Source organism: Polyangiaceae bacterium (assembly GCA_016715885.1).
Classification (GTDB): Bacteria; Myxococcota_A; Polyangia; order Polyangiales; family Polyangiaceae; genus Polyangium.
Window position 1 is genome coordinate 104,555 of record JADJXL010000004.1, and the last position, 23,814, is coordinate 128,368.

General features: G+C 60.5%; 15 protein-coding genes and 1 pseudogene. 9 read left to right on the top strand and 7 right to left on the bottom strand.

Features of this window, described 5'->3' with window-relative positions; genetic code table 11:
- Nucleotides 1-19 precede the first annotated feature (19 nt).
- The 3 genes from IPM54_08740 (at nucleotide 20) to IPM54_08750 (ending at nucleotide 4,147) form a co-directional block, all read left to right on the top strand.
- Entirely contained in the window at nucleotides 20-712 is a 693-nt protein-coding gene (locus tag IPM54_08740; protein MBK9259908.1) for a dienelactone hydrolase family protein, read from the top strand.
- Nucleotides 713-965: 253 nt separating this feature from the next.
- On the top strand, nucleotides 966-1,526 hold the full coding sequence (locus IPM54_08745; protein MBK9259909.1) for an HPF/RaiA family ribosome-associated protein: 561 nt from the start codon (nucleotides 966-968) through the stop codon (nucleotides 1,524-1,526).
- 179 nt (nucleotides 1,527-1,705) lie between these two features.
- Nucleotides 1,706-4,147, top strand: coding sequence for a response regulator (locus IPM54_08750; protein MBK9259910.1), 2,442 nt, complete (start codon nucleotides 1,706-1,708; stop codon nucleotides 4,145-4,147).
- A gap of 8 nt (nucleotides 4,148-4,155) precedes the next feature.
- Here the strand turns inward: IPM54_08750 and IPM54_08755 are convergent, their stop codons facing one another.
- Nucleotides 4,156-5,826 (bottom strand): AAA family ATPase, encoded by a 1,671-nt coding sequence (locus IPM54_08755; protein ID MBK9259911.1) that lies wholly within the window; start codon nucleotides 5,824-5,826, stop codon nucleotides 4,156-4,158.
- Between the two features lie 220 nt (nucleotides 5,827-6,046).
- Entirely contained in the window at nucleotides 6,047-8,812 is a 2,766-nt protein-coding gene (locus tag IPM54_08760) for a hypothetical protein (protein ID MBK9259912.1), read from the bottom strand.
- A 767-nt stretch (nucleotides 8,813-9,579) separates the two neighbouring features.
- On the opposite strand from IPM54_08760, the gene IPM54_08765 reads away from it, so the two are divergent.
- The 5 genes and pseudogenes from IPM54_08765 (at nucleotide 9,580) to IPM54_08785 (ending at nucleotide 13,828) form a co-directional block, all read left to right on the top strand.
- On the top strand, nucleotides 9,580-10,686 hold the full coding sequence (locus tag IPM54_08765; GenBank protein MBK9259913.1) for a hypothetical protein: 1,107 nt from the start codon (nucleotides 9,580-9,582) through the stop codon (nucleotides 10,684-10,686).
- A gap of 26 nt (nucleotides 10,687-10,712) precedes the next feature.
- Entirely contained in the window at nucleotides 10,713-11,936 is a 1,224-nt protein-coding gene (locus IPM54_08770; GenBank protein MBK9259914.1) for a hypothetical protein, read from the top strand.
- Nucleotides 11,937-11,999: 63 nt separating this feature from the next.
- A complete protein-coding gene (locus tag IPM54_08775) occupies nucleotides 12,000-12,308 on the top strand; it encodes a DUF1330 domain-containing protein (GenBank protein ID MBK9259915.1) in 309 nt (102 codons plus the stop codon).
- A 416-nt stretch (nucleotides 12,309-12,724) separates the two neighbouring features.
- Nucleotides 12,725-12,913 (top strand): annotated as a pseudogene (locus tag IPM54_08780) (hypothetical protein).
- 354 nt (nucleotides 12,914-13,267) lie between these two features.
- The gene (locus IPM54_08785) at nucleotides 13,268-13,828 is read left to right on the top strand and encodes a hypothetical protein (GenBank protein MBK9259916.1); all 561 of its coding nucleotides are present in this window, start codon (nucleotides 13,268-13,270) and stop codon (nucleotides 13,826-13,828) included.
- 6 nt (nucleotides 13,829-13,834) lie between these two features.
- On the opposite strand, the gene IPM54_08790 is transcribed toward IPM54_08785, so the two are convergent.
- Complete coding sequence (locus tag IPM54_08790) at nucleotides 13,835-14,749, bottom strand: PAS domain-containing protein (GenBank protein ID MBK9259917.1); 915 nt, start codon at nucleotides 14,747-14,749, stop codon at nucleotides 13,835-13,837.
- A 360-nt stretch (nucleotides 14,750-15,109) separates the two neighbouring features.
- Between IPM54_08790 and IPM54_08795 the strand changes: the two genes are divergently transcribed.
- Complete coding sequence (locus IPM54_08795; protein ID MBK9259918.1) at nucleotides 15,110-15,730, top strand: glutathione S-transferase family protein; 621 nt, start codon at nucleotides 15,110-15,112, stop codon at nucleotides 15,728-15,730.
- Nucleotides 15,731-15,733: 3 nt separating this feature from the next.
- On the opposite strand, the gene IPM54_08800 is transcribed toward IPM54_08795, so the two are convergent.
- From IPM54_08800 to IPM54_08815, 4 genes are all read right to left on the bottom strand, one after another.
- Nucleotides 15,734-17,293, bottom strand: coding sequence for an AAA family ATPase (locus IPM54_08800; protein MBK9259919.1), 1,560 nt, complete (start codon nucleotides 17,291-17,293; stop codon nucleotides 15,734-15,736).
- Between the two features lie 85 nt (nucleotides 17,294-17,378).
- The gene (locus tag IPM54_08805; GenBank protein ID MBK9259920.1) at nucleotides 17,379-18,521 is read right to left on the bottom strand and encodes a PQQ-binding-like beta-propeller repeat protein; all 1,143 of its coding nucleotides are present in this window, start codon (nucleotides 18,519-18,521) and stop codon (nucleotides 17,379-17,381) included.
- Nucleotides 18,522-18,754: 233 nt separating this feature from the next.
- Nucleotides 18,755-20,749: a TonB-dependent receptor plug domain-containing protein gene (locus IPM54_08810; GenBank protein ID MBK9259921.1), complete on the bottom strand. Its 1,995-nt coding sequence runs from the start codon at nucleotides 20,747-20,749 to the stop codon at nucleotides 18,755-18,757.
- Nucleotides 20,750-21,803: 1,054 nt separating this feature from the next.
- On the bottom strand, nucleotides 21,804-23,456 hold the full coding sequence (locus IPM54_08815) for a serine/threonine protein kinase (GenBank protein MBK9259922.1): 1,653 nt from the start codon (nucleotides 23,454-23,456) through the stop codon (nucleotides 21,804-21,806).
- Between the last annotated feature and the right edge of the window lie 358 nt (nucleotides 23,457-23,814).

The following is a 23,814-nucleotide window of genomic DNA, read 5'->3' on the forward strand; positions in this document are numbered from 1 at the left end:
GAGACACCATGACGCGCTCATGTCGTTTCGATACCGCCCGCAAATGAGCGAGCTCAGCGTGGACATCGAAGCCGGTAGCGTACGGCTTCAAGGCGATCTGACGATTCCTACCGGTGCCAGCGGCCTCGTTCTTTTCGCGCATGGCAGCGGCAGCGGCCGCCATAGCCCTCGCAATCGGTTCGTCGCGAGCGAGCTCCAGCGCGCGGGCCTCGCCACGCTGCTCTTCGACCTTCTCACCGAAGAAGAGGGCGCTGAAGACGAGGAGACGGGGCTGCTCCGATTCGACGTCATGTTTCTCGCCACGCGGCTGCTCGATGCGACATCGTGGGTGCACACGCAGCCCGAGACGACGTCGCTACGGATTGGATATTTCGGGGCGAGCACCGGCGCAGCCGCGGCGCTCATTGCTGCCGCAAAGCGACCAAGCGCAGTTTCCGCGGTCGTTTCGCGCGGCGGGCGGCCCGACCTCGCCGGCTCGTACCTCGAGCAAGTCGTCGCGCCGACGCTGCTCATCGTGGGAAGTGCCGACCACGAGGTGCTCGCGCTCAATCAGGAGGCCTTCGAGCTGCTTGGCGGCCCGCGTGACCTCGCGCTCGTGCCGCATGCGACGCACCTCTTCGAGGAGCCTGGCGCATTGGAGCAAGTCGCTCGGCTGGCCAGCGCGTGGTTCACGACGTACCTCATGCCGCGGACGCTCAAAGCGACGGGGTGAGAGCGGGTCGAAAGCGGGGAAGGGCCAAATCCAGGGGGATGGGGGGCAGAGCAGTCGTTCCCCCTCTCCGCCGCGCCGTAGGCGCGAGGGTAGAGGGGGTTAGGGGGTGAGGCGCGCGCCCCCCCATCGTAACTAGCCTCGCGAAGCGCGCGTCCCACGCGCGCGAAGCGAGCGTACAGATCCTGACCCGTTATCAAATGGCGCTTTCTTCGTGAGCCTGCGGGCATTACGGAGGAAGGAGGAGGTGTCGTGCATGATGATCCCGCTGGAATTGACGTTTCGTAACATGGCTCACTCGGACGCCATCGAGACAGCGGTGCGCGAGCGCGTAGCGAAGCTCGAGAGGTTGTTCCCGCGCATGATTTCGTGCCGCGTCGTCGTGGAAGAGCAGGGCGCTCGGCAGGATCGAGCGCGCGGGCTCGCGTACCATGTTCGCGTCGACGTCAGGGTGCCAGGGTGCGAGCTCGTCGGTGACAAGACACCTCCGCCGCAGCGATTTCACGAGGACGTCTATGTCGCGCTGCGAGATGCGTTCGACGCGGTCGGCCGCGAGCTCGAGGACTTTGCGCGACGGGAGCGGGGCGACGTGAAAGCGCACGAGGAACACCCGCGGGGCAAAGTTACGTCGATTTATCCGGATCGGGGATACGGATTCATCGAGGGACCCGACGAAGTCGCGGTGTACTTTCATCGCAACAGCGTGCACAACGGCAAGTTCGAGAGTCTCGCAGTCGGCAGCGACGTCACGTTCGTCGAGGAACACGGCGACAAGGGACCTCAGGCGCGAGCGGTGTTTTTGCCAAAAAAGAGATGAAGGAGCGCCACAGGGCGCTCGCATGAACGCCTTCGAGCACGAAGAACGCACGTGAAGGCGCGGAGGCGTAAAGACGCAAAGAAATATTTTTGAATGGGCAAAGCTGAACACGCATGTGCTCGTCTGCAATGCGCGAATCTTGGCTTTCGCATTGGCAGACTGGCGCTATGTGCGCATTGATGACCGGTATTGCTGGCACGCGGCCTCGAGCACGGGTCGGGACCAAAAACCCGTGGGCGCTCACCCGTGGCGGCGCGCTCTTGGTCGTCGCCACCGTCGGAATGGCGTTGCTGCTTCGCCAGAGCCTCAATCCGCTTTTGGAGGGCACCTTGCCGCTCGTCGTGTTCGTCATCCCGGTCGCCATTTGCGCGGCGCTCGGCGGCTTTTGGGTCGGCGTTTTGGCCACCGCCACGAGCGCCGCGTTGGGCATCTATTACTTCATGCAGCCCACCGGGCAGTTCGATATTCCGATGACCTTTCAAAATGTCCTGCGCCTCGGGTCGTTCTCTGCCATCGGGCTCATCATCAGCACCATAAGCGGCCGCTTGCACAAGCAAATCGAACGCTTGATCAATGTCGAGCAGCAGGTGGCCGCTCGAGAAGCCGCGCTGCGCAATGTCAACGCCGAGCTCGAACGGCGCACCGCCGAGCTCGAATCGTTCATTTCGCATGCACCCGTAGGGTTTGCCCTTATCGACCGAGACAAACGCTACATTCGGGCAAACGAAGCCCTCGCGAAAATGACTGGGCTTGCTCCCGAAGAGCTTGCCGGACGCTCTGTTGCGGACCTCACACCACCCCATCAGGTCGCCCAAGTCGAAGGCAATCTTCAACACGTCTTTGATACGGGAGAAACCCTGCAATCGTTGGCATGCACGAGCGGGCTGCCCACACATCCAGGCGAAGAGCGCAATCTGTTTTTGACGATGTTCCCTGTCCGCGATTCGCACGGCATCGTCGCTGTTGGTGGCGTCACACTCGACATCACGGATCAGAAGCGGGCCGAACGAGCTTGGCGTGAAAGCGACCTGCGCCTGCGCTTGGCACTCGATGCAGCTTCCGCTGGCACGTGGGACTGGGACATCGTCCACGACGAGCTCACGTGGTCGGACACGAACTACGCGCTTTACGGGCGAGATCCTAAAACGAACCCTGTCACAAACCTTCGTAGCTGGCTAGATTCGTTGCTTCCCGACGAGCGAGCAGCGGAGGAAGCAGCCGCCGCGCGAACTTTGGCGCGCGACCCCAGCGAGGAGGATACGTACCGCGCCGAATTTCGGATTGAGCACCCCCAAAAGGGCGTGCGCTGGCTGCTTGGACTGGGCCGCGTCCTCCGCGACGACCAAGGCCGTCCTACGCGACTCATCGGCATCAACCTCGACATCACCGACCGCAAACACACGGAGGAAAGCGAACGCGCCGCGCGCGCCGAAGCCGAACGCTTGAGCCGGCTTAAAGACGAGTTTCTTGCGACGATATCCCACGAGCTTCGAACGCCGCTCACCGCGATCCTCGGATGGACCGACATCCTCAAACGGCCGAAGCGCGACCAGGAAAAACTCGACCGAGGCCTCGACGTGATTGAACGCAATGCACGCGTGCTGGCACAAATCGTATCGGATCTCTTGGACGTCGGGCGCATCGTGAGCGGCAAAATGCACCTCGATGCTTCGCCCGTCGATCTCGGAACCTTGACACGCGGAGCCATCGAAACCATTCGTCCCATCGCGAAAGCAAAAGGCGTCACGGTTCGTGCAGACATCGATCCCATCGAAGAACCGCTCCTCGGAGACCCTGCGCGCATCGAACAAATCGTGTGGAATCTCTTGTCGAATGCCATCAAGTTCACACCTCGCGACGGCGTTGTCGACGTGCGTGTCGAGGCGCGCGACGAATGGGCCGGCATTACCGTGAGCGATACGGGACAAGGCATTGCTCCGGAATTTTTGCCGCAGCTTTTCCAGCGATTTCGGCAGGAAGATTCGTCGTCGTCGCGCAAATACGGCGGCTTGGGCTTGGGTCTCGCCATCGTAAAACACCTGTCGGAGCTGCACGGAGGGCGGGTGAGCGCGGAGAGCGCAGGCGTCGGCCGAGGTGCGACGTTCACCGTCGAGCTCCCGCTCGCTCGATCCTCGGACCAATATGCGCTCACGTCAGGAACGAGAACCATGGGCTCGACGGGCGGATCGACGCTGGATGGCATACGTGTCCTCGTGGTCGAAGACGAGCCGGATACGCGGGAGCTCGTGCAACGGGTGCTGGAGGAATCTGCAGCGGAAGTCGTGAGCGCAGCGTCCGCCGCCGAAGCGCTCAGGGTGCTCGACTCCGCGCGACCGGATGTGCTCGTCAGTGACATCGGCATGCCGGGGATGGACGGGTACGCGCTGCTCAGAGCCATTCGAGCGCGGAGTTGTTCTGCAAATGGTCACCCGCCACTGCCCGCCATTGCGCTCACGGCATTTGCGCGCATCGAGGATCGGGATCGAGCGCTCGATGCCGGATATGCCGAACACCTGACCAAGCCGATCGATCCGGGGAGGCTCGTAACGACCGTGGCGCGTCTTTACCGCGAATATCGCGGGCGCACGTCGTTGAACCAAAATCGCCTTTTGACCGGCTGAATGCTACGCTACCCAATCAATTCGTCGACGCGTTTCACCCACGCTTGTTTCCCGTCGAAAACCATGGCGTATTCGTGCACGGGTGCGGCGCCGGCGCTCGCCACTTCCGCTGCATATTGACGCTCGCGAATTTGTTTGGCTGCCTCGAGCAGCGCTTGTTCGGGCGTTTCTTTCCCGAAGGGCACCTTGAATTCCATCACCACACCCGGTTGTCCTGCCGTTTTCGGCCGCATGAGCACGTCGGCACGGCCATAGCCCGATTCTCGATTCGATCGGACATCGTATTGCGATTCCAAATGCACCAAGAGCCCCAAGACGAACCCATGGTACAACTTTTCCGGCGCGCGTCCGGTGGGATCTTGATAGGACATGGCGGTGAGGAGAATGCGTCCCAACAACTCTTGCACTCTTGCTGCGTCTCCGCCGAGCAACGCTTTGACGAAATCTTTCGTCAGAGACCAGTCGGGGTCGGCTTTCTTGAGCCAGTTGCGGAACATGTCTTCGTACACTTGCCGAATTTCGTTGTTCGGAATGCACAAATGACCGGTATAGCGACCCATGTGAAAATCTAGTTTTGCGATTTTCAAATACCCCGAAAACAACAAGAAATTCCAGAGCGCATCCGGCTGCCTTTCGATGTCCCGAAGCACGATGTTGTCATCGATGGGAATTTCAATGGTCTCCCCGTTGAGCAGCGCGGACGATTTTTCCGAAAGCGCCATCCCTTGCCTCGCCGCAAGTTGCTCGATGAGGTCGCTCGAGCCTGTATTTACCCAATAAGGCTGAAGCATGCCTCGCTTGATGTAATTGAGGATCGACCAGGGGTTGTAGATGACTTGGCCGCCGAAAATATATCCATTGTACCAGGTGCGTACCTCTTCCAAACGCGTGGGATCGACGATGGACGCAACTTCGTCTTCGGTGAAGCCGAAACACGTTGCGTAGTCGCGATCGAGAATCGAATATACTTGAATATTATTGAGCCCCGAAAACATGTTTTCTTTCGACACGCGCAAGATGCCCGTGAGCACCCCTTTGAAAAGCGCGACGTTGTCTTTGAGCGCCGCCGAAAAAAGGTTCCGAAAAAGCAAAACGACCTCGTCGAAGTAGCCGTGCGTATATCCCGCCTGAATGGGCGTGTCGTATTCGTCGACGAGAATGACGACATGCTTCCGGTGATGAGCGAACAAGGCTCGTGACAGGATCCACAAAGAGCTCTCAACGTCTTGCCTGGACGCTGTGCCATCAAAGAAACGACGAAATGTATTCGCTGTGATCGGATCGGTTTTCGGGTCATCGAGCAGATAAGCATGCTCCACGAAGAGCGCCCCGATTTGCGTCCGAACGCCATTGAGCATCTGCTCGAACGTCGTCGCTTTCACGTCCTTGAACGTCACGTAGAGCGTCGGATACTTCTGGAAGTGCGCCATAGCCCGCGCATCGCGTGTGACCGCAAGGCCCTCGAACAGGTGCGACACGTCCTCGGAGCTCTGCCTCAGGAAATACGCCAGGGCAGACAGGTTGAGCGTCTTGCCAAACCGCCGAGGCCGTGGGAAGAGCGTTACCGAGCTCATGTCGCCCAGCACCTCGCTGATGAAGCTGGTCTTGTCGAGGTAACCAGCTCCGCTTTCACGCACCTTACGAAAGTCGGATTCTCCGAGGGCAGGATTGAACTTCACGGGGACACCTCCAGCGAACGCCAAGTACTGTTGACCAGGTGCGGCAGGAAGTCAAGCAAGCGGAAAGCTCGTCCTGTCCGTTTGGACAATCCATTGCGGCGTGGAGTACCCGCACACGACGAAACGCCGCGGGGTGCGCTCGAGGCCGTGCCCGATTCTGGGATTGACGTCCCAAAATCGGACACTTGCGGCCCAGCAATTCACGAAGCGAACGGCGCGCTCACCAAGACAAGCTCACCGGAAGCAAATTGTTGCCCATTTCGCCCGGATTGTCGCCTCGAGTAACCATATCACCCAGGCCGAGCTGGCCGGTCGAATTGTAGCCCCAGCATTTCAATGTGCCGGCGTTCAGCACCGCGCACGAATGCCAGCTTGCACTGATCGCCGTGGCCGTCTTGCCCGTACCGAGGTTCAAGATCGGCAGGCTGTCGCCCATTTCGCCCGCGGTGCCGCCTCGAGCAAGCGTATCGCCCGAACCGAGGCGCCCATCGACGCCATTGCCCCAACACTTGACGCTGCGGTCATTGAGAATGGCGCACGTGTGGTTGCCTCCAACGGAAATGGCAACCGCCGTTTTGCCCGTGCCCACATTGACGGCCGCAAGGGCGGCGCCACCCATTTCGCCAGGCTCGTCACCTCGAGCCAAGGTATCGCCGAGCCCGAGCTGCCCATAGAAGTTATTGCCCCAGCATTTCGTGGTGCCGTCGTTCAAAATGGCGCAGGTGTGATAACTGCCGAGCGCCATCGAGACGACGGTTTTGCCGGCGCCCAAATCGACAGGAGGCAACGCGTCGCCCATTTCATTGGGTTCGTCGCCATGCCCGAGCGCATCGCCCAGACCAAGCTGCCCTTGGCTGTTGTTGCCCCAACACTTCAACGTGCCGTCGTTGAGCCGTGCACACGTGTGATACAAGCCCGCTTTGATGGCAACCGCCGTCTTGCCGCTGCCCAAATTGACCACCGGCAGAGCATCTCCCATTTCGCCTGCGTTGTCACCACGACGAATCGCGTCACCATAACCGAGCTGACCGCTGGCATTGGCGCCCCAGCATTTGACGGTGCCGTTGTTCAGAATGGCACACGCGTGCTCGGCCCCGGCCGCAATGGCAACCGCCGTTTTTCCCGCACCAAGGTTGATCGGCGGGAGCGCATCACCCATTTCGCCCTGATTGTCGCCACGGTTGATCGTATGACCTTGGCCGAGCTGCCCGGCGCTATTGCTGCCCCAACACTTGACCGTTCCGTCATTCAAGAGCGCGCACGCAAAGCGACCTTTCACGGCAATCTGCGTCGCCGTTTTCCCGATGCCCAGGTTCACCGTGGGCAAGTTGCCGCCCATTTCGTCGGGCGTATCGCCGCGATGGATCGTATTGCCCAGCCCAAGCTCGCCGAATGCATTGCTGCCCCAACACTTGACGGTGCCATCCACGAGCCGCGCGCACGAGCTTCCTTCGCCAGTTTCAACTTGAATGCCAGGCGTGCACACGAGACCATCACCCGCATACCCCAGATTGCACAAACAAACGCTCGCGACGCACGAAGCGCCCGAAGGGCAATCGGCGTTCGTGCTGCACGTGGGGTATTTGCAACCACCACCTCCATTGCATACGCCGAGACCGCAGTCGTTGTCGGGGTCCATGTTGTTGCCAATGGGACCACAGGAGCCATCGTACCCGCTGCCTTTTTTCGCAGCAGAACAAGCGTAACACGAGGCATTGCAGATGTTGCCGCAGCAAACGCCATCGACGCAATAGTTCGACAAACACTGCGTCGACGCCGAACACGAAAAGCCGTTGTAGTAGCGACAAGCGTTCGCTCCGTCGCACGCTCCGGCATAACACTCGTCGTCCGGATCCGTGTCGTACTTGATTGCGCCGCACGTGCCATCGGCTCCCTGGCCCTTTTTCGCCGCAGTACAAGCTTTGCATGAGCCGGTGCACGCATTGTCACAACAGACGCCGTCCACGCAATGACCCGACGCACATGCGGCATTCACCGAGCACGCGCTGCCGTTGCTCAGAAGCGGCGCCGCCGTGCATACGCCTGCGCCATTGCATTCGCCTGTCGGGCATTCGCTGTCGGGGTCCTTGCCGGCACCGATGAAACCGCACACTCCATCGTACCCGCTGCCTTTTTTGGCCGACGAACACGCGTAACACACGCCGCCGCAATGATTGCCGCAGCAAAAGCCGTCCACGCAATACCCGGACAAACACTGCGCCGATGTCGTGCAAGGAACGCCGTTGTACTGCTTGCACATGCCCTGCCCATCGCAAGACCCGCCCCAGCATTCCTCGTCCGGATCCTTGTCATTCGCAATCGGCCCGCACGTGCCATTCGTGCCACTGCCTTTTTTGGCCGCGGTACACGCCATGCACGAGCTCAAGCACCAACTGTCACAACATACCCCGTCGGCGCAATATCCCGATTGACACTGCGCCGCAGACGTGCACGCGGTGCCATTCGCTTGCAGCGTTTGCCCCTGATTACAGGTCCCCGAGCTCGTGCATTCACCGGGGTTGCATTCGTTATCGGGATCGCTCCCCGCGGCTATCGGCCCGCAGACGCCATCGCTGCCACTGCCCTTTTTCGCCGCCGAACACGCTTGGCAGGAGCCCATACAAATGTTGTTGCAGCAAAAGCCGTCGACGCAATAATTCGACAAACACTGCGCCGCCGAAGTGCACGGCATGCTGTTGTAGTATTTGCAGACATTTTTGCCGTCGCACGCTCCCGCGTAACATTCATTCTCCGGATCGGTGTCGTACTTGACCGATCCGCACACGCCATCCAATCCGCCGCCCTTTTTCGCCGCGCTGCACGCCATGCACTTGTTGTCGCATGCACTATCGCAACAAAACCCATCGATGCAGAAGCCACTCGCACATTGCGAATGTAACGTGCATGCCTGCGCATTCGACACAGGAGGCAACGCGAGCGCCTCATTGACCGATTCACCGCTCGGTCGATCGAAAGCGTCATCCATGACATCGACTGCACGACTGCCCCCAAACCCCCCGGATCCCCCCCCCGCCCCCATTCGCTCCTTCGGAAGCCACCGATCCACAACCCGTCGTCGTCACCACGATGGTGATCAACGATGCACTGGCAAACCAGGACAGTTCACCGCGACCGATATGTTTCATATGGCACAACTCCTCAGCCTTAACATCGCAGGATTCCGACGAGTTTGTCAAGATTCAGGAGTATTTGTTTTATATGTGAGCGCACCGCCAAATCATTGGGGTTCAAACGGTCTGGTTGTGAGTTTTACCGCGTATGTCGCATTGCACCATGCAACAATTCACGACTGTTCGAATGACAGCGGAAAGATTTGTTTTAAGGACTGCGCAATTCGATTCGCGGCTTTGGTGCGGCCCACGCGACCGCGACGCTTTGCATCAGGGCATCGGCACGCGAATGCTGATGCTCGTGCCGGCGCTGGTTTCGCCGACGACGAACATCGAACGGATGTGCGCGCTCCCTGCTCATTCACGGCACCACATGCGCGCAAGCCGCACGAGCAGGCGCGCCACGCACGCATCTTTTCGTAAATGGCGGACGGCGCCTCGACTGTGGGCCATGGCACAACGCTTGCGAACCGAGCACGATTCGTGAATTCGTGGAATAGGCGATGGCGAGGGTATTCGCGCTGATGGGCGTTTAGCGGGCCAGAACGGGTTTTCATCCAGACGGTGTTCGGAATGCCGATGGGGACGAATCCACGTCGTCGTCAACGCGGGGGTAAAGTGTATGCTCCAAGATGGTTTCGCCGGAATGCGCGAAGGGGATCTGTTTCATGGTCGCTATCGCATTCTTCGCCATGTCGAGGATGATCGGACCAGCACGACATACGAGGCGACCGACACGCTGACGGACAGTCGACTGGTCCTCAGGCTGATTCGGCCCGACGCCATTGCGGGCGATCGTCATCGGATCTTGTTCAAAGGTGATACTCCTGGCGGGGAAGCGGACAACGTCGCTTATTTGTCCAATGCGGGTCTCGACCTGGCGACGAAAAGCTTTTTCGTATGCATGGAGCTCGATGACGACGAAGAGGACGAGAATGCGGTGACGCAGATACGCGACCATTCTCTCCACGAGGCTTCATCGATCGAGCCGTCGCAATCGCACGTCCGTGCTGCTTCCAAGCTTACGAACGACAATGGCTCGCCGGCCGACGCCGACGTCTTGGGACTTGCCGAGCTTTCACGCCTTACATTGATGTCGGTCCCCGACGCAACGATCCGGCGTCCATCCGTTCCGTTGCCATTGCCTCCACCCGTGCCACCTCGCGACGCTTCGTCTGCTGATCTGGCACCGCAGGCCATGCGACGCGTGGTGCCTTTGCCGCCCCCGCCGCCGACGGTCGAATCAACCATGGCTGCTCGCGCTTCTTCGCCTGGTTTGCCGGCTTTCGGGCCTTTGCCGCCGCCCACGCCGCCACCCGAGCGGCCTTTGACTTTGGCGGCGCCATTGCCGGAGCCTCTGCAAATGAGCAATGTCCCCACGGATACGCAGGGGCAGAAACGTTCGCGAATGCGCGCCGTGCAACGTCTGTTCGCGATTGCCATCATCGCGATCATCGCTGGAGGCATTCTTTATTCTCAACTTGATCGCACGGAAGCGGAGCCCACGACGACAGCGGAAGACGTCACCACGACGTCGACTCCGCCGCCGTCGCCGTCGCCGCCCACGGTGGTGGCGGATCCCGCAACCGCCGCTGCGGCACCGACGGATGCGCCACCCGCCGAAACGGCTCCTCCAAAGCAGGAGGACATCGCGCCGGCCACCAAGAAATCGGCGACCGATCGTAGCGTTCACCCAACGACGAAGCGACGCCGCGAAACCTTGTATTGAGCTTTGCGAGAAAGGTGAAACCTATCATGCGCACGGATCTCGAGGAGCTTCCAATGATGAACCAACGCAAATTGTCCCTGGGGCTCTTCGGTCTCAGCGTCGTGCTTTGCACGAGCCTTGCCGGTTGCCCCATGCAAGACGCTCGCTTCGAGCCACTCACGGAGACGCCATCCGTCGAGGTGTGCATTTCTGACGCCGATTGCGACGATGGAAATGCGTGCACCATGAATTCTTGTGACGTGGCCACGTTCCTCTGCGTCACCAAGACCCTCGACGGTGTGGCGACGCCCATGGCATCGCATAGCGAATGCTTCGAGCACGTCTGCAAAATGGGCGTGAACACGGAAATTCCCGTAACGGCTGGCACACCCGTCACGAACCAGGTGACGGGCGATTGTAAAATCGTCGTTTGCGATGGCACAGGTGGCGAAATCGAAATCGACGACGACAGTGACGTGCAGAGTGATGGCCTGGAATGCACGGAGGACGTGTGCATCGGCGGCGTACCATCGCACGAGAACTCTGCGGAAGCCACTCCTTGCGGGACGAACCTCGCGTGCAATGGCAACGGGCAATGCGTGGGGTGCACAAACGATGCGGATTGCGCCGGCGGAGCGACGGATTGCACCGCTTCCGTGTGCAATGCGGGCATGTGTCAACAGCAAGTGCTGGAAGGAAAGCCTTTGGATACGCAAGCGGCAGGGGACTGCAAAGCGCGTGTTTGCGACGGAGCGGGAAACCCGGTCGACGTTGCCGAGCCCAATGACATCAACGACGACGGCAACGAGTGCACCATCGACGAATGCAACGGAACGACCCCCGTTCATTCGCCCGTCGCGGCAGGCACTGCGTGCAGCGGCAATCGTGTCTGCGATGGTGCCGGGAATTGTTTGAAAGCCATTGCCGATACGTGCGCCACGAATGCCGATTGTGCCAGCGGGTTCTGCGCGGACGGCGTTTGTTGCGACGGTGCATGCACGACCGATTGCATGGCCTGCAACGTCGCCGGCAGCAAAGGCACGTGCACGAACGTGCCGTTATACCAGCAAGATGGCGCCTGCATGGACACGACCGTCTGCAATGGCACGGGTGCGTGCAAGATCGCCAATGGGCAACCATGCAACGGAGGCGACGCCAGTTGCGCCAGTGGGGAATGCAAGTGGAACGTCTGCAAGGGTTTGAAAGGTCACCCGTGCGACGCCAACAAAGAATGTCTGAGCAACGATTGTTCGAACGGGTTCTGCGACTGACAATGGCGTCAGCCATCGTCACGATGGGCGCTTGCCACGCCTTCATGATACCATCCGCGCTCGATGATTCACCTGACCCAGCTCGTGTACGTGCACCCAGGCAAAGAGGACGTCTTTCACCAATTCGAAGACGTCGCCATTCCGCTGATCGCCAAGCACTACGGTGAGCTTCTCTTGCGAATTCGGCCGAACGCCGACAGCATCGTCGCAAGTCACATCGAGGTGCCTTACGAAATCCATATCGTCCGCTTTCCGAGTGACGAGGATTTCGCGAGCTTCGCGCAAGACGAGGAGCGACGGCGATTTCTCCACCTGAAGAATGAATCGATTCGCTCAGCGCTCCTGATCAAGGGTACGACGGGCGAACGCTGAACGGCGAAACGCCACCATTTACACTTTTTCTATCCGCGCCTGGGACGGAAATCGTCATGGGCAGCTCGACGTGGACGCGTCCGGACGCATGTATGCATTGTCGAGCCCGGACGTTGGCACGAGCTCCGGGAGGTGATTCGTGCGCGGCTCGGGTTCGCGTCGAGAGGGGGAAAAAGATGAATCATCTCGTGAAGATCGCGGGACTGTTTGCGTTGTCCGCGGCCACCGTGGTGGCAACGAACGCCCAAGCAGCCGAAGCCGAAGAAGCAAACGAAGGCATCGCCTTGGGCGAAGCCGAAGTAGCAGACGAAGGCATCGCCTTGGGCGATGATGATGCCGAAGGAGCTGAAGTCGCCGAGGCCGACGAGGGTGAAACGGCTGAAAGCGCCGACGCAATCTATCGCTGGCGTGGTGGCTATGGGTATTACGGCGGATTCCGGCCGTACTACCGCCCGTATGGGTATGGGTATGGCTACTACCGGCCGTTCATCCGACCGTACATCCCGTACTACCGGCCGTACGCCCCGTACTACCGGCCGTACGCATTCCCGTACTACCGTACTTTCCGTCCTTGGGGCGGTTACTACGGACCTTGGGGCTGGTAGTCGTTTTCGCTGGATCCCCGGATCGTCGGGATACGATCCGGGGATCTGGTGTGCTGACACACCGATAGCGCTTGTCGATTTTCCAGTTTCGATCGGCGCCGTGCTCTGTCGCCACCAAAGCAGTCGCACGCCCAGCACGGTTCATCAACCTTTCGACGACTCCAAAAGATACATTTCATACAAATTTATATTGCGCATTCGCCGTGTTCGTTCATTTTCTCACAACTTCGGGACGTCGACCGAGCATGGGGTTTGGGGCGAAGGACGCCGGAGGCGATCCGAAGCCCCAACGGTTCAAACAGGGGGCTGAGGATGGCCAGGACGAACGTGCATCCGACAAAGGTTGGTGTATTGGTGTCATTGCTATTTTTTTGGGGTTGTGACGCAATGATCGAACCCGGGCAGCGAATCGTCACGGCTGACTACGATCAAGCCGCGCCGCCGTACATGGTAGCGGCAAGCCCATATCGATCGCCGCCCATGGCGACAGTGCCCATTGCAGCGCAATGTCCTCCGACGCCGGCCATCGCGCCGCCGCCCGTGCCGCCGTCGGTAGCGCCTTCCGTGGCCGAGGACAGCCATTCCGACGCGGTCGCTCAACCGGACCAGGTCGTTCATCTGGCGACGCTGTATGGCCGCGTCGCAGCTCACGCGGGGAAACGGCTGAAAATCGAGCCTCTCGTGACGACGAGCCCCTCGTTGCCCCAGACTGGCGGCATAGCGGCACTTCAGATCGCGTTGGCGGACGCGCCGGACTGGTTGATCTTCGCCGACGTGAAACTGACGAGCGGCGTGAACTACGGCGAGACGTTCGAGGTAGAGCTCGTCTCGAGCGACGAAGAGCTCGATGCGAAAGAGCAGCCATTCGAGTCATTACCACCCGGTTCGAGGGTGCGGCTCGAATGGGAATTGTGAGTTGTTTTATGGGCCCGCCTGAAAAATGGGGACGCTCGTCGCAGACTCGCGTTCGGAGAGCCTTCGAATGGCGAACGCAAGGCCATCGCGCAATGTCGCGAGCGTGCGCACGCGCGAGAGGTCGACGCCGAGCGAAATGATCGTCTGCGCGATGTTCGGCCGAATTCCCGTGATGATCCCTTCGGCCCCGAGAAGACGTACGGCCGAAATGATATTCAACATATGACCCGCCGTCGCCGTATCGACGACTTCGACGCCGGTCAAATCGAGAATCGCAAAGAGCGCATGCGTTCGCGATACTTGATTGAGTAGATCGTCGGTCACTCGCGCGGCCCGTCGGCTATCGACCATCCCCACCATCGGCAGCGTCAAAATGCGATCCCACACTTGAATGATTGGAGTCTCCAAGTCCGCGATGACGGCTTGCTGCCTTTCGATCAATGCAAGCTTCGACTCGAGCTCTGCTTTCGCCTGATGTGCCTCCGTGATATTGAGCGTAAGCCCGATCACGTTCCACGGATCGCCGTCACGATCCCGCACCGGCACATACCAGGTTTCCCAGGTAACGTTTTCGGTGGTGCTGATATCGTGCTGTGGTGTGCCTGCGAGCGCACGTCGGAGCCCCGCCGTGTCCGGGAAAAGTTCGAGCAAGTTCTGCCCCATGAGCGACCCCCGAGGCATGCTGGTGGCGTCGGTACCTTTCCCATCGTGGAAGATGCATACACCTCTCTCGTCGATGGCCCAAACGACCAGGTCGAGGTTATCGAGGAGGGTTTGCAACATCTTCGCCATGCGTGTCGATTGCTTTTCAGCAGCAAACCGCCGCTCGTCCGCTCCGACAGCTTCTTGCCTTGCTAGGCGCTCCTCCAAATCGGCGACCCGCTTGCGCAAGACCACATTCTCCTGCTCATAGTCCACCATCGTAACCTCCCCAAGCCAAGCCATTCATGCCCAATTGCCCGCAGCACAGCCGCACATGCGAAATGCCCTGCCGTCGCCTTCTTGCTCGAAGCAAATATCGTCGTATGTCATTCCCGAATTTCTGCTTTCGAGTCTCGTCGGGACGATATTGCTTTCATGTACGTTCGTGATGTCAAAAGCACGCGCCTAGCACGATTTGCGCGAGCAACATTGAAGCACGATTTCATCGCGCAGCATGAATTGGGTTTCCGTGCTGATCGCCGCGATGCCCGCCGTGAAAAAGCTGCACCCACAGAAACATTTGTGCCCCACCCAAAAAATCGTTTTACATTGACGATGCCCAGCCGTACGCTTCGCCCCATGTTGACGATCCTGAGTTTTCCCGGGTGGGGTTCTGCCATCGTCGAAGCATGCGCGGAGCTCACTGGTTTGTCCTACCAAACAGAAGACGTGGACCCGAGCGTCGAGGGTCCTGCGAAAGACAGACTGCAAAAGCTCAACCCGCTCTTGCAACTGCCCACGGTCGTTCTCGACGATGGGTCCGTGCTGACGGAGAGCGCTGCAATTGCGTTTTACATGGCGGACCTCGCGCCCGGGACGAACATCGTACCGGCCCCCGGAGACGCTGCACGGCCCGCTTTTTTGCGGTGGCTCGTGTTTTTCGTGGCGGCCGTTTACCCAACGTTCACGTACGGCGACGTGCCAGAACGGTTCGTCACCAGCGAAGACGCTCGGAAGGAGCTTCGCGCGAGCACCGATGCATTACGAAACAAGCATTTTCAGTTGCTGGAATCGGTTGCGAAGGGCCCGTTTTTCCTGGGCGATCGGCTTTCGGTTCTCGATGTGTACGTTTGGGTCATGGTGCATTGGCGCCCCGGGAGAGCGTGGTTCGAGCAACACACGCCAAAGCTTGCCGCCATCGCGCGTTCGCTCGACGCCGACCCGCGCCTTGCGAAAGTAAAGGCGCGCAACTTCCCTTGATGCTCAGCACCCCACGATCCGAATTTGCTTGCCGGCGTGCTCGATCTCGCGCACGAAGTGTTTGTCTTGCCAAGCAATCTCTTTGCGCAGGTCGAACATGACGAGCCAGCCATCGCCGAGCCCGAGGCGGTCGAGGTATCCGGCAACCTGGTCGAGCGCTTCGGTTTCGGTTTCCGTGTCACGTCGAATCTTCAATTCGATGGCGTGCTGCTCGTCTTTCCAGCAGACCAGCAAATCGAGCGCCCCGCGACCAAGACCATATTCGCGCTCGATGCGCCCGCCTCCATTGACGATTCGTTGCAAAAACGCCATCAGCATCAAATGTGGCCCGGATTCGCGATAGCCGAACCCCTCGGCAGCGAGATGGCCATCCTTGCGCCAAAACGCCTGCCAGTCGGCCATGAGCTTGCCTATGTCGAGCGATCCGTCCTTGCGGACATACGAAGGCGGATTTACAACGATGGTTATTTGTGTTGCATGCGTTAGCGCGCGCGGGATCACCTCACGATAAATCGGGTTGGCAATCTCGAGACCGCCTCCACGCCCCTGCGTACGCACGAGACCCAAACCAAGCACATACGCAAGGTCGTCATCGAGCAAGCTGCCATCTGGCATCGACCCTGCGATCATCGGCCCGATGATTCGCCGCACCCGGTCCTCGCGCAACTTCGCCACGAGCGAATCGATGTGACTCCGCCTCTCGAGGATGATCGTCTCTTTCGCAGCGTCCACGTGCGTCGCCGTAATCGCGACGCTCCTGTCCTGCACGTCCCGCCGTACGATCTGGTCCGCCATTGCATTCGTCAGCCACGGATGCCCCTGCCCCAATTCGTAAATGCGCGCCACCGCCTCCGCCTCGAAACGTTGCCCCGTTGCTGTCGTATGCTGTTCGAGCAGCTCTTGCACGTCGGGCTCGGTGAACGGCGCAATCGTCTTCGGTTCCGCCGTGATGTTGAACGGCGAGCACGTTCCCAGCCACGAAAGCGCCCTCTGGTCGCGTTTGCTCACGGCGTAGTCACGCACTTGGCGCTGGCCGATGAGCACCACGCTCGCGGGAAATGGCGTTCGCGCCCGATCGATGTATCCCAGCCGAAGCTGAGTAAGGAAAGTAACCATGGCCTTGCCGATGAGCGAATCGACCTCATCGAACAGGATGACGACCGGATGCGGCGCTCGAGCAGCCACGTCGCGCAGGTAGCGCAGAAGAAAGCTGCGGGAGGGATTGAGCTTTCGCGCCGTCGCACGTGGCACTCCGACATCGGGAAGGTCCCGCTGCACAGCGTGATCGAGGTTTTCGCGGATGATCTTGAACGCATGAAACGGCGAATCCGTGTCGCGCGCGTTCTGCACGTCGACGTGCATCGCGCACCACTTTCCCGTACCGTTGAGGTGCTGCACGAGCCACTGGGCGCTCGTCGTTTTGCCCGTCTGCCGGCCTGCCGTGAGCGTGAAGAACTTGCGTTCGTCGATGAGCTCGAGAACCTCGCCGAGCCGCCGCCCAGGCGGCACCATGTAATGCTCGCCGGGGATGCAAGGACCTGCCGTGTTGAACGAGAGCCTCATGCGGCTACATTAAACCATCGCTGTTCGTCTGTCCAATCTTTCGGACAGCCAAATCCCCATTCACTTCGCGAGACTTGGTATCCCGCTAGCCGTGACGCCGAGCTCGCATAGAGCGGATCGATTCCGATCGCCTCATCAGCCCGAACAATCCCACGAATCCCAGAATCAGCAGCGCACTCCCACCACCCGTCGATTCGCTCGATACCCCAGCCAGCGAGCACCCGCTGGGATCGAGCGCAGGTGGCGGCGGCGCAGGTGGACGCGGTCCGGCCAGGTTTTCGTGCGCCGTCACGACGACGAGTTTGTCGTGCAGCATTGGATACGGATCGTACGGAACCGTATGCGAATCAGCATGCCACAACAAATCGCCGCTCGGCCTATCGAGCGCGATGATTTGCCCTTCAAAACCAAGCACGAGCGTCTCGGCATTTCCCGAAAGGGTCGCCATTTCGAGCCCTCCATGGAAAAAAGCCTCATCCAATACGGTGTTGCTCACGAATGGAACGCCCGTGAGCGCCGACAAGTTCCATTGCCTTTTTACCATGCCCGTCGCTGGGTCGAGCAAAAACAAATGCTCGTGCAAACCCACATAAAAATCATCACCAAAAACTTTGATATGAAGACGATGCGTCGGCTCATCCGTGACGTTGACCAGCGCTTTCGGATCGAACGTCCACTTCGGCATCGTCGCTGAAGCTTCGTACGCGTACACGACCGTTTCTTCGGGATAACTCATTTCCCAAAACACGGTATCATGCCACGACGTCACGTGTTCCGGAAACCCGCCGGCTTGAATGGTCCACACGACGTTACCTTGACCGTCGACGAAATCGAGTTTCTCGTCATTACCCGGATCGAAGGAAAGCTTCCAACCGTTGTCGAGGCGCACTTCCGGCTGCCCGAATGTGTCGGATACGGCAAGGGGAGCGCCCATCGGTGTGGGATCACTGATGAACGTACCTTTTGCCGGATCGAGCCCGATGGTAAACTCTTTTGACGAAGTGGTAGTATCGACGCGTCCGTGCACGACCAGGTGATCCGGATAAAGCTCGGTCGTCGCTTGACTGAGTTTTTCCGGGTAATGCGTCCAAAGTCGCTCTCCCGTGCGCGCATCGAGCGCCACCAGGGCCATGTCGTCCCGAGGCTCAAACGAAGTTGCCTCCGCGTCGCCTGCAACTGCCAGTATCGTCGTCATACCAAAAGCGGAAAAGATCGTGCGCAAGTTCATGCTCAAGCCTTCCAGCAAGCCGAATGCCATCCCAAATTCCAGTACTTTCACCCAAAGCAAAACCTGAAGCCGTCAACCAAGTTGCCAGTCGGCCACCTCGGAGAGGCTGCCCGAGAGAGGTTCTGCAGGCGTCGCGAGCATTGCGAAGCTAGGGAGGACGGCGGAAGCGTACTCCGTACGCTGAGCAAGTCCGACCGACGATTCGCAATGCGCAGCAGCCTGCGGAACCTCTCTCATGGAAACGTGCCCGTCAAGTCCACCAAGAACGTGCGCCCATTTTGCGGCATGGTACGACTTGGAAACGTGCCCGTCACCGGAACCGCATAGCGACGATCCGTCAGGTTGTACAGACCAACGACATAACGAAGCCCGAATGACTTCATTTCGCCGGACATCGTCAAGTCTGCCACGACCCCTGTCGGCGTGCTATCACCATTCGAGAGCAATCGCGGGGCTTCCACGGTCGCTCGCATACCAGCCAATGCAATCGTCGGCAAAATCGGAACCACGAACTTCAAGCTCCCGAGATGCTCGGGCACGTTGGGTACTTGCACGTCGCCCGCTGGCGTTTCGAGATACCGGGCGCGTTGATAACCGTACGTCGCTGCAAGCATCCAGCCCTTGCGCCATTCACGCCGCAGTTCCGCGTCCGCACCAAGCACCAAAATTCGTTTGTCCTGGTTTGCATACCGCACGGTCGTTTTACCAGGTACAGGCTCGGTCTCGATGATGTCGTCCGCGACGCTCCCGTGAATGGCACCAAGAGCCACCCAATCTTCGAGGAAACGATGCGTGTATTCGATTTCGCCCGATACGATCTTTTCGGCGTCCAGCGTGAGCGCTTTTTCGTGCGATTGACCGTTGTCGTTGTAAAGCTGCTCGTAAATGCTGGGCGCTCGAAATGCGCGACCTCCCATGATCTTCAACGTGCCGCTCTTGGAAGGCTTGATGATGGCAGCTCCCCGTGGAACGACGACCGCGCCGAATGTGCTGTACACGTCCACACGCACGCCGCCACTCAGCCGCAGCCACGACAGCACATTGCCCTCGGCAAGCGCATACCCTGCCGCAAATTGATACGGCCGGCGCTCGTTCATGTAGCGCGAATCGGGCTGACCCGGCGAACGCTCGGTGCCCGATAACGTTGCTTCGGGATGCCACTGTCCTTCGCCGCCCACCGTGAGACGAAATCGAGGCCCCGGCGCGAAAACGACCCGCGCTTCGGCACCGAGCCACGATCCGGAGAGTTGTTCGACGTTATCGAGACCGCCCGCGAAAGCGTACGTCCCATCGTAGACGTACCTGTTTGCATGCGCCCGCAGGAGAAGCTGCACCGAATTCGATATTTTTGGCTCGAACCGAGCTTCGACCATCATCCGCGTGTCGGCAAATGAGTTGCGCGTGTTGCTCACTTCGGTCGCATATGCACCCACGGGGCTCGATTGCGTGCGATGATGCACGAACCATTGCATCGTCGCCGGACCCAAATACAACCGGCCCGCCGTACCACCCGATTGAAATCGTTCGACATTGCGCACGCGCGTCGGCAATGGATCGCCCGTCAGCGGCACTTCCACGTCGAAACCATCCGACTGAGCGCCCCAGCCGCTCGCCCAAACGCCCTTGTCCTGCCCGAACTTCCATTGAAAACCACCACGACCTCGCAACACCGCATTGTCGTAGCTGCCAATGCCCACGTGCACGCTGTTCGGCGCATCCCGCCCGCGCGTCACCAAGTTCACCACGCCCGCAAACGCGCCTGCTCCATAAAGCAACGACCCCGGACCTCGTACCACTTCGATTCGCTCGACGTCACCCAAGTCCCCTCGACCGTCGGAACCGATGTACGAGCTGTTCAGCAAGTTGTCGTTGAGCGCTTGACCGTCCGACATCACGAGCACGCGGCTGCCATAATCGTTGGGCTGCCCAATGCCTCGCACGGATACCGATGCATAGACGCGATCGTTCGACAATGCCAAACCTCGCACCCCGCGGAGCGATTCCGCAATCGTTGGATACCCGAATGCTGCAATTTCGCGGCCGTCGATCACCGTCACGGAGCTCGGCGCATCGTCGATACGTTCGGCATAACGCGACACCGCCGTCACTTCGCGTTGCGGCACCAAATCGATGATGCCCAAATCCACCTGGCCGCCCTGACGCACCACGATGTCTCGCGTTTCCGGCGCATATCCCGGCCCGCTGATGCGCACGCGCCGCGGCCCCACGGGCACGTCCGCAATACCGCAGGCGTGAATCCCGCCGGCTTGCCATCAATCGTCACGAGCGCCCCCGGCTCGGTCGATCCCACCACGACCACGCCCGATGGTGGACGTAATGCAACCCCCACGTCGAGCTTTTGCCCAGCCACCACGTTGATGATTCTCGGCGAGGCAGCCACGCCATCCGCCGTCACGAACAGCTCGTGCTTGCCCACCGGCAGCGAAAACTCGCATGGCGCCGTGCACACCGGCGCGCTCGTTTCATCGTCCACGCGCACCGCTGCTTTCGGCGCCCCCGTCACGGTCACCGCCACCTTGCCTTCGATGCGTTTCAGCTTCAGCGCAACCGGCGTCACGCTTCCCACTTTCACCGTCATCTCTTCGCTCGAAGCGGCCTCGTACCCCGCAAGCTCGGCGATGACGCGGTACTTTCCCGGTGCAAGCGCCAGCGCCCGCGGAGCCTTTCCGCGCGACCCAAGGTCTTTGCGATCGATGTAAACCGTCGCACCCGGCGGATCCGTCTTCACATCGAGCAGCGCAACGTATGGCGTCAGCCGTTCGAGCGCCCCACGGGCCGCATCGATGGCCGCGGCATTCGTTTCTCCATCGAGCGCGTCCACGTAATATCGGTGCGCGTCGGGATATCGCTTCAGTTGCTCGAACGATCGCGCGATGTTGAACACCACGCGGCGGTTCGGCACCAGCCGATTCGACAGCATGTAATGCTCGAGCGCGCTCGTGTACTCGCCCTTCTGATAATCGCTCGTCCCAAGCTGAAAGTGCAGCTCGGCTTCGTCCGCGAGCCCGTCGGCGAAAGCTCGTCCGGAAAAACCAAGTATGCAAAGGAGCGTGATGAGTGGGAGACCGGACCAGGATTTGGACTCTCTGGCGTGGCTCCAGTTCGAATCCGGGGGGGTATGGGGGGGCCCGAGCCTCGCCGTGCTTTTGCGCAGCAAAAGCACCGGGAGGCGAGCCTCGGGCCCCCCCATCGTAAACAAAACTCTCGCGAGCGCGCATCCCACGCGCGCGAAGCGAGCGCCCAAGCCCTGGCCCGGTTTCATCATCGCCCCAAGTAAATCTCGCCCGGTGGCGGCGGTTGCGGCTTGCTCGTTGCCGTCGTGCGCGGCGCAAGCGTCCCTTTCTTGACCGGTCCCACCGGCGCCGTCGCGCTTGCCGCCGTCGTCGCGGGCCCCACCACCACGCGATCCGGCGACGCCCCCTGCTCCGCGATGATCACCTCTTTCGTCTCCGTCCGACCATCCGCCGATACGCGCACCACGTGCGAGCTTCCCAGCGTCCCCTCGATCGTGATCGCCCCGTCCTGCAATGCCGCCGCACGCCCGTCCACGGAAACCTCCGCCCCCGCAGGCTCGATGCCCACGCGCACCACCCGCGTCGGCACCACAACCGCGGCCGATTGCGCCGCAACGGCAGGTTTGTCCGGCTCCTTCGGCGTCGCAGCCCCACCGAAGAGCAGAAACGCCGCCACACCTCCAAGCGCCGCGAACGCCACCACCGACGCCACCAAAATCCCCGTGTGCGCGCGCTTTGCCACCACCGTCGTCGAACCACGCGCGCCTGCCGTCGTCACCGGCCCGAGCTGCATCGCGCCGCTGCTCGCACCCGCCCAATGCGCCGTCGGCAAATCCGAAATCGTCCGACCTCCCATGCCCGTGCCATCCGAGCCCCCCGATGCAGCGTTTGTCGCGGCCTCCGGAAGCGCGACCCGCTCGGATTCCGGCATCGTCACGATCATGCTTTCATGAATGCTCGAGCCCCCCGGCAACAGCGAAACCAGAGCTGCCCGCATCTCGGCCATCGTTTGAAACCGCGCTGCCGGGTTGATCTCCAGCGCTCGATGCACCACGTCCGCCACGGCTTTCGGCACCCACGGCGCGAATTTTTCCACCCGTTCGGCCGGTTCCGTGCATATCGCGATGATCAGCTCCCCCAGCGCATCCGTGTACGGGTGCGGCGTCCGCCCCGTCAGCCCCTGATAAAGCACCACACCCAGCGACCAAATGTCCGCGCGAGCATCGATGTTTTTGTGCCCGCGAGCTTGTTCTGGCGCCATGTACAAAGGCGACCCCAACATGCTCCCCGTCTCGGTCAAACTCGTCAGCTCCCCTGCCCCCGCCGACGAACCTTGCTCCGGCACCAGCTTCGCAATGCCGAAATCCAAGATCTTGACCGTGCGTTCACCCGGTGACGGACCTTTCGCCAGAAACAGATTCGACGGCTTGATGTCTCGATGCACGATACGCGCCGCGTGCGCCACTTCCAGCCCCGAGCACGCTTGCGCTCCGATGCGCAGCACCAAGTCTGGACGAAGCGGCCGCAGCCGTTTGACCACGTGCGCCACGTCGTCGCCGTCCAGCACTTCCATCACGAAGAACGGCAGCTCTGAAAACGCGTCGCGCCCCGCATCGAACATGCGCACCACATGCGGCGTTTCCAGCGCCCGCACCGCGCGCACTTCGCGTTCGAACCGGCTCAGCAGCACTTCGTTTTCCGCCACTTGTGCCGCCACCACTTTCACGGCGACACGAGCCCCCGTCACCGTGTCCGTAGCGGCATACACGGTGCCCATTCCCCCCGCACCCAACTTCTCTTCGGTGCGGTATCGTCCTCCGATCAGTTCTTCCATGAGCGGCGCGAGGATCGACGTTATGGGATCCCGATCGGCGTTGCAAGCGTCACGAGCATCGTTCAAGCGCTGCGCGCCGCATGCGCGGTGCGAAGGATTGGGGGATCCGGTGGCATGTGCACCCCGCTCGATCCGCACACCACACGGTTTGCGTGGAACTCGAATGCCAATGCAGGCGCAGCGCGTGCGGTTTTCGCGAGGGTCGATGGTGGCGATCTTACCGGTAGATGCGCTCCGCGCGTGGATCGATGATGGGAAGGTTACCAAAGCGGGCGGAATGGCTCGGGGGGTGATGTTGGGAGGTTGACCAAGGAGTGCGGAATGGTTCGGGCGTGATGTTGGGAGGTTGACCAAGGAGTGCGGTTTGCGTGGGGGGATTGACCCAAGGACTGTCGGCATCGTTCAGCGGCCGGGGATGATGACT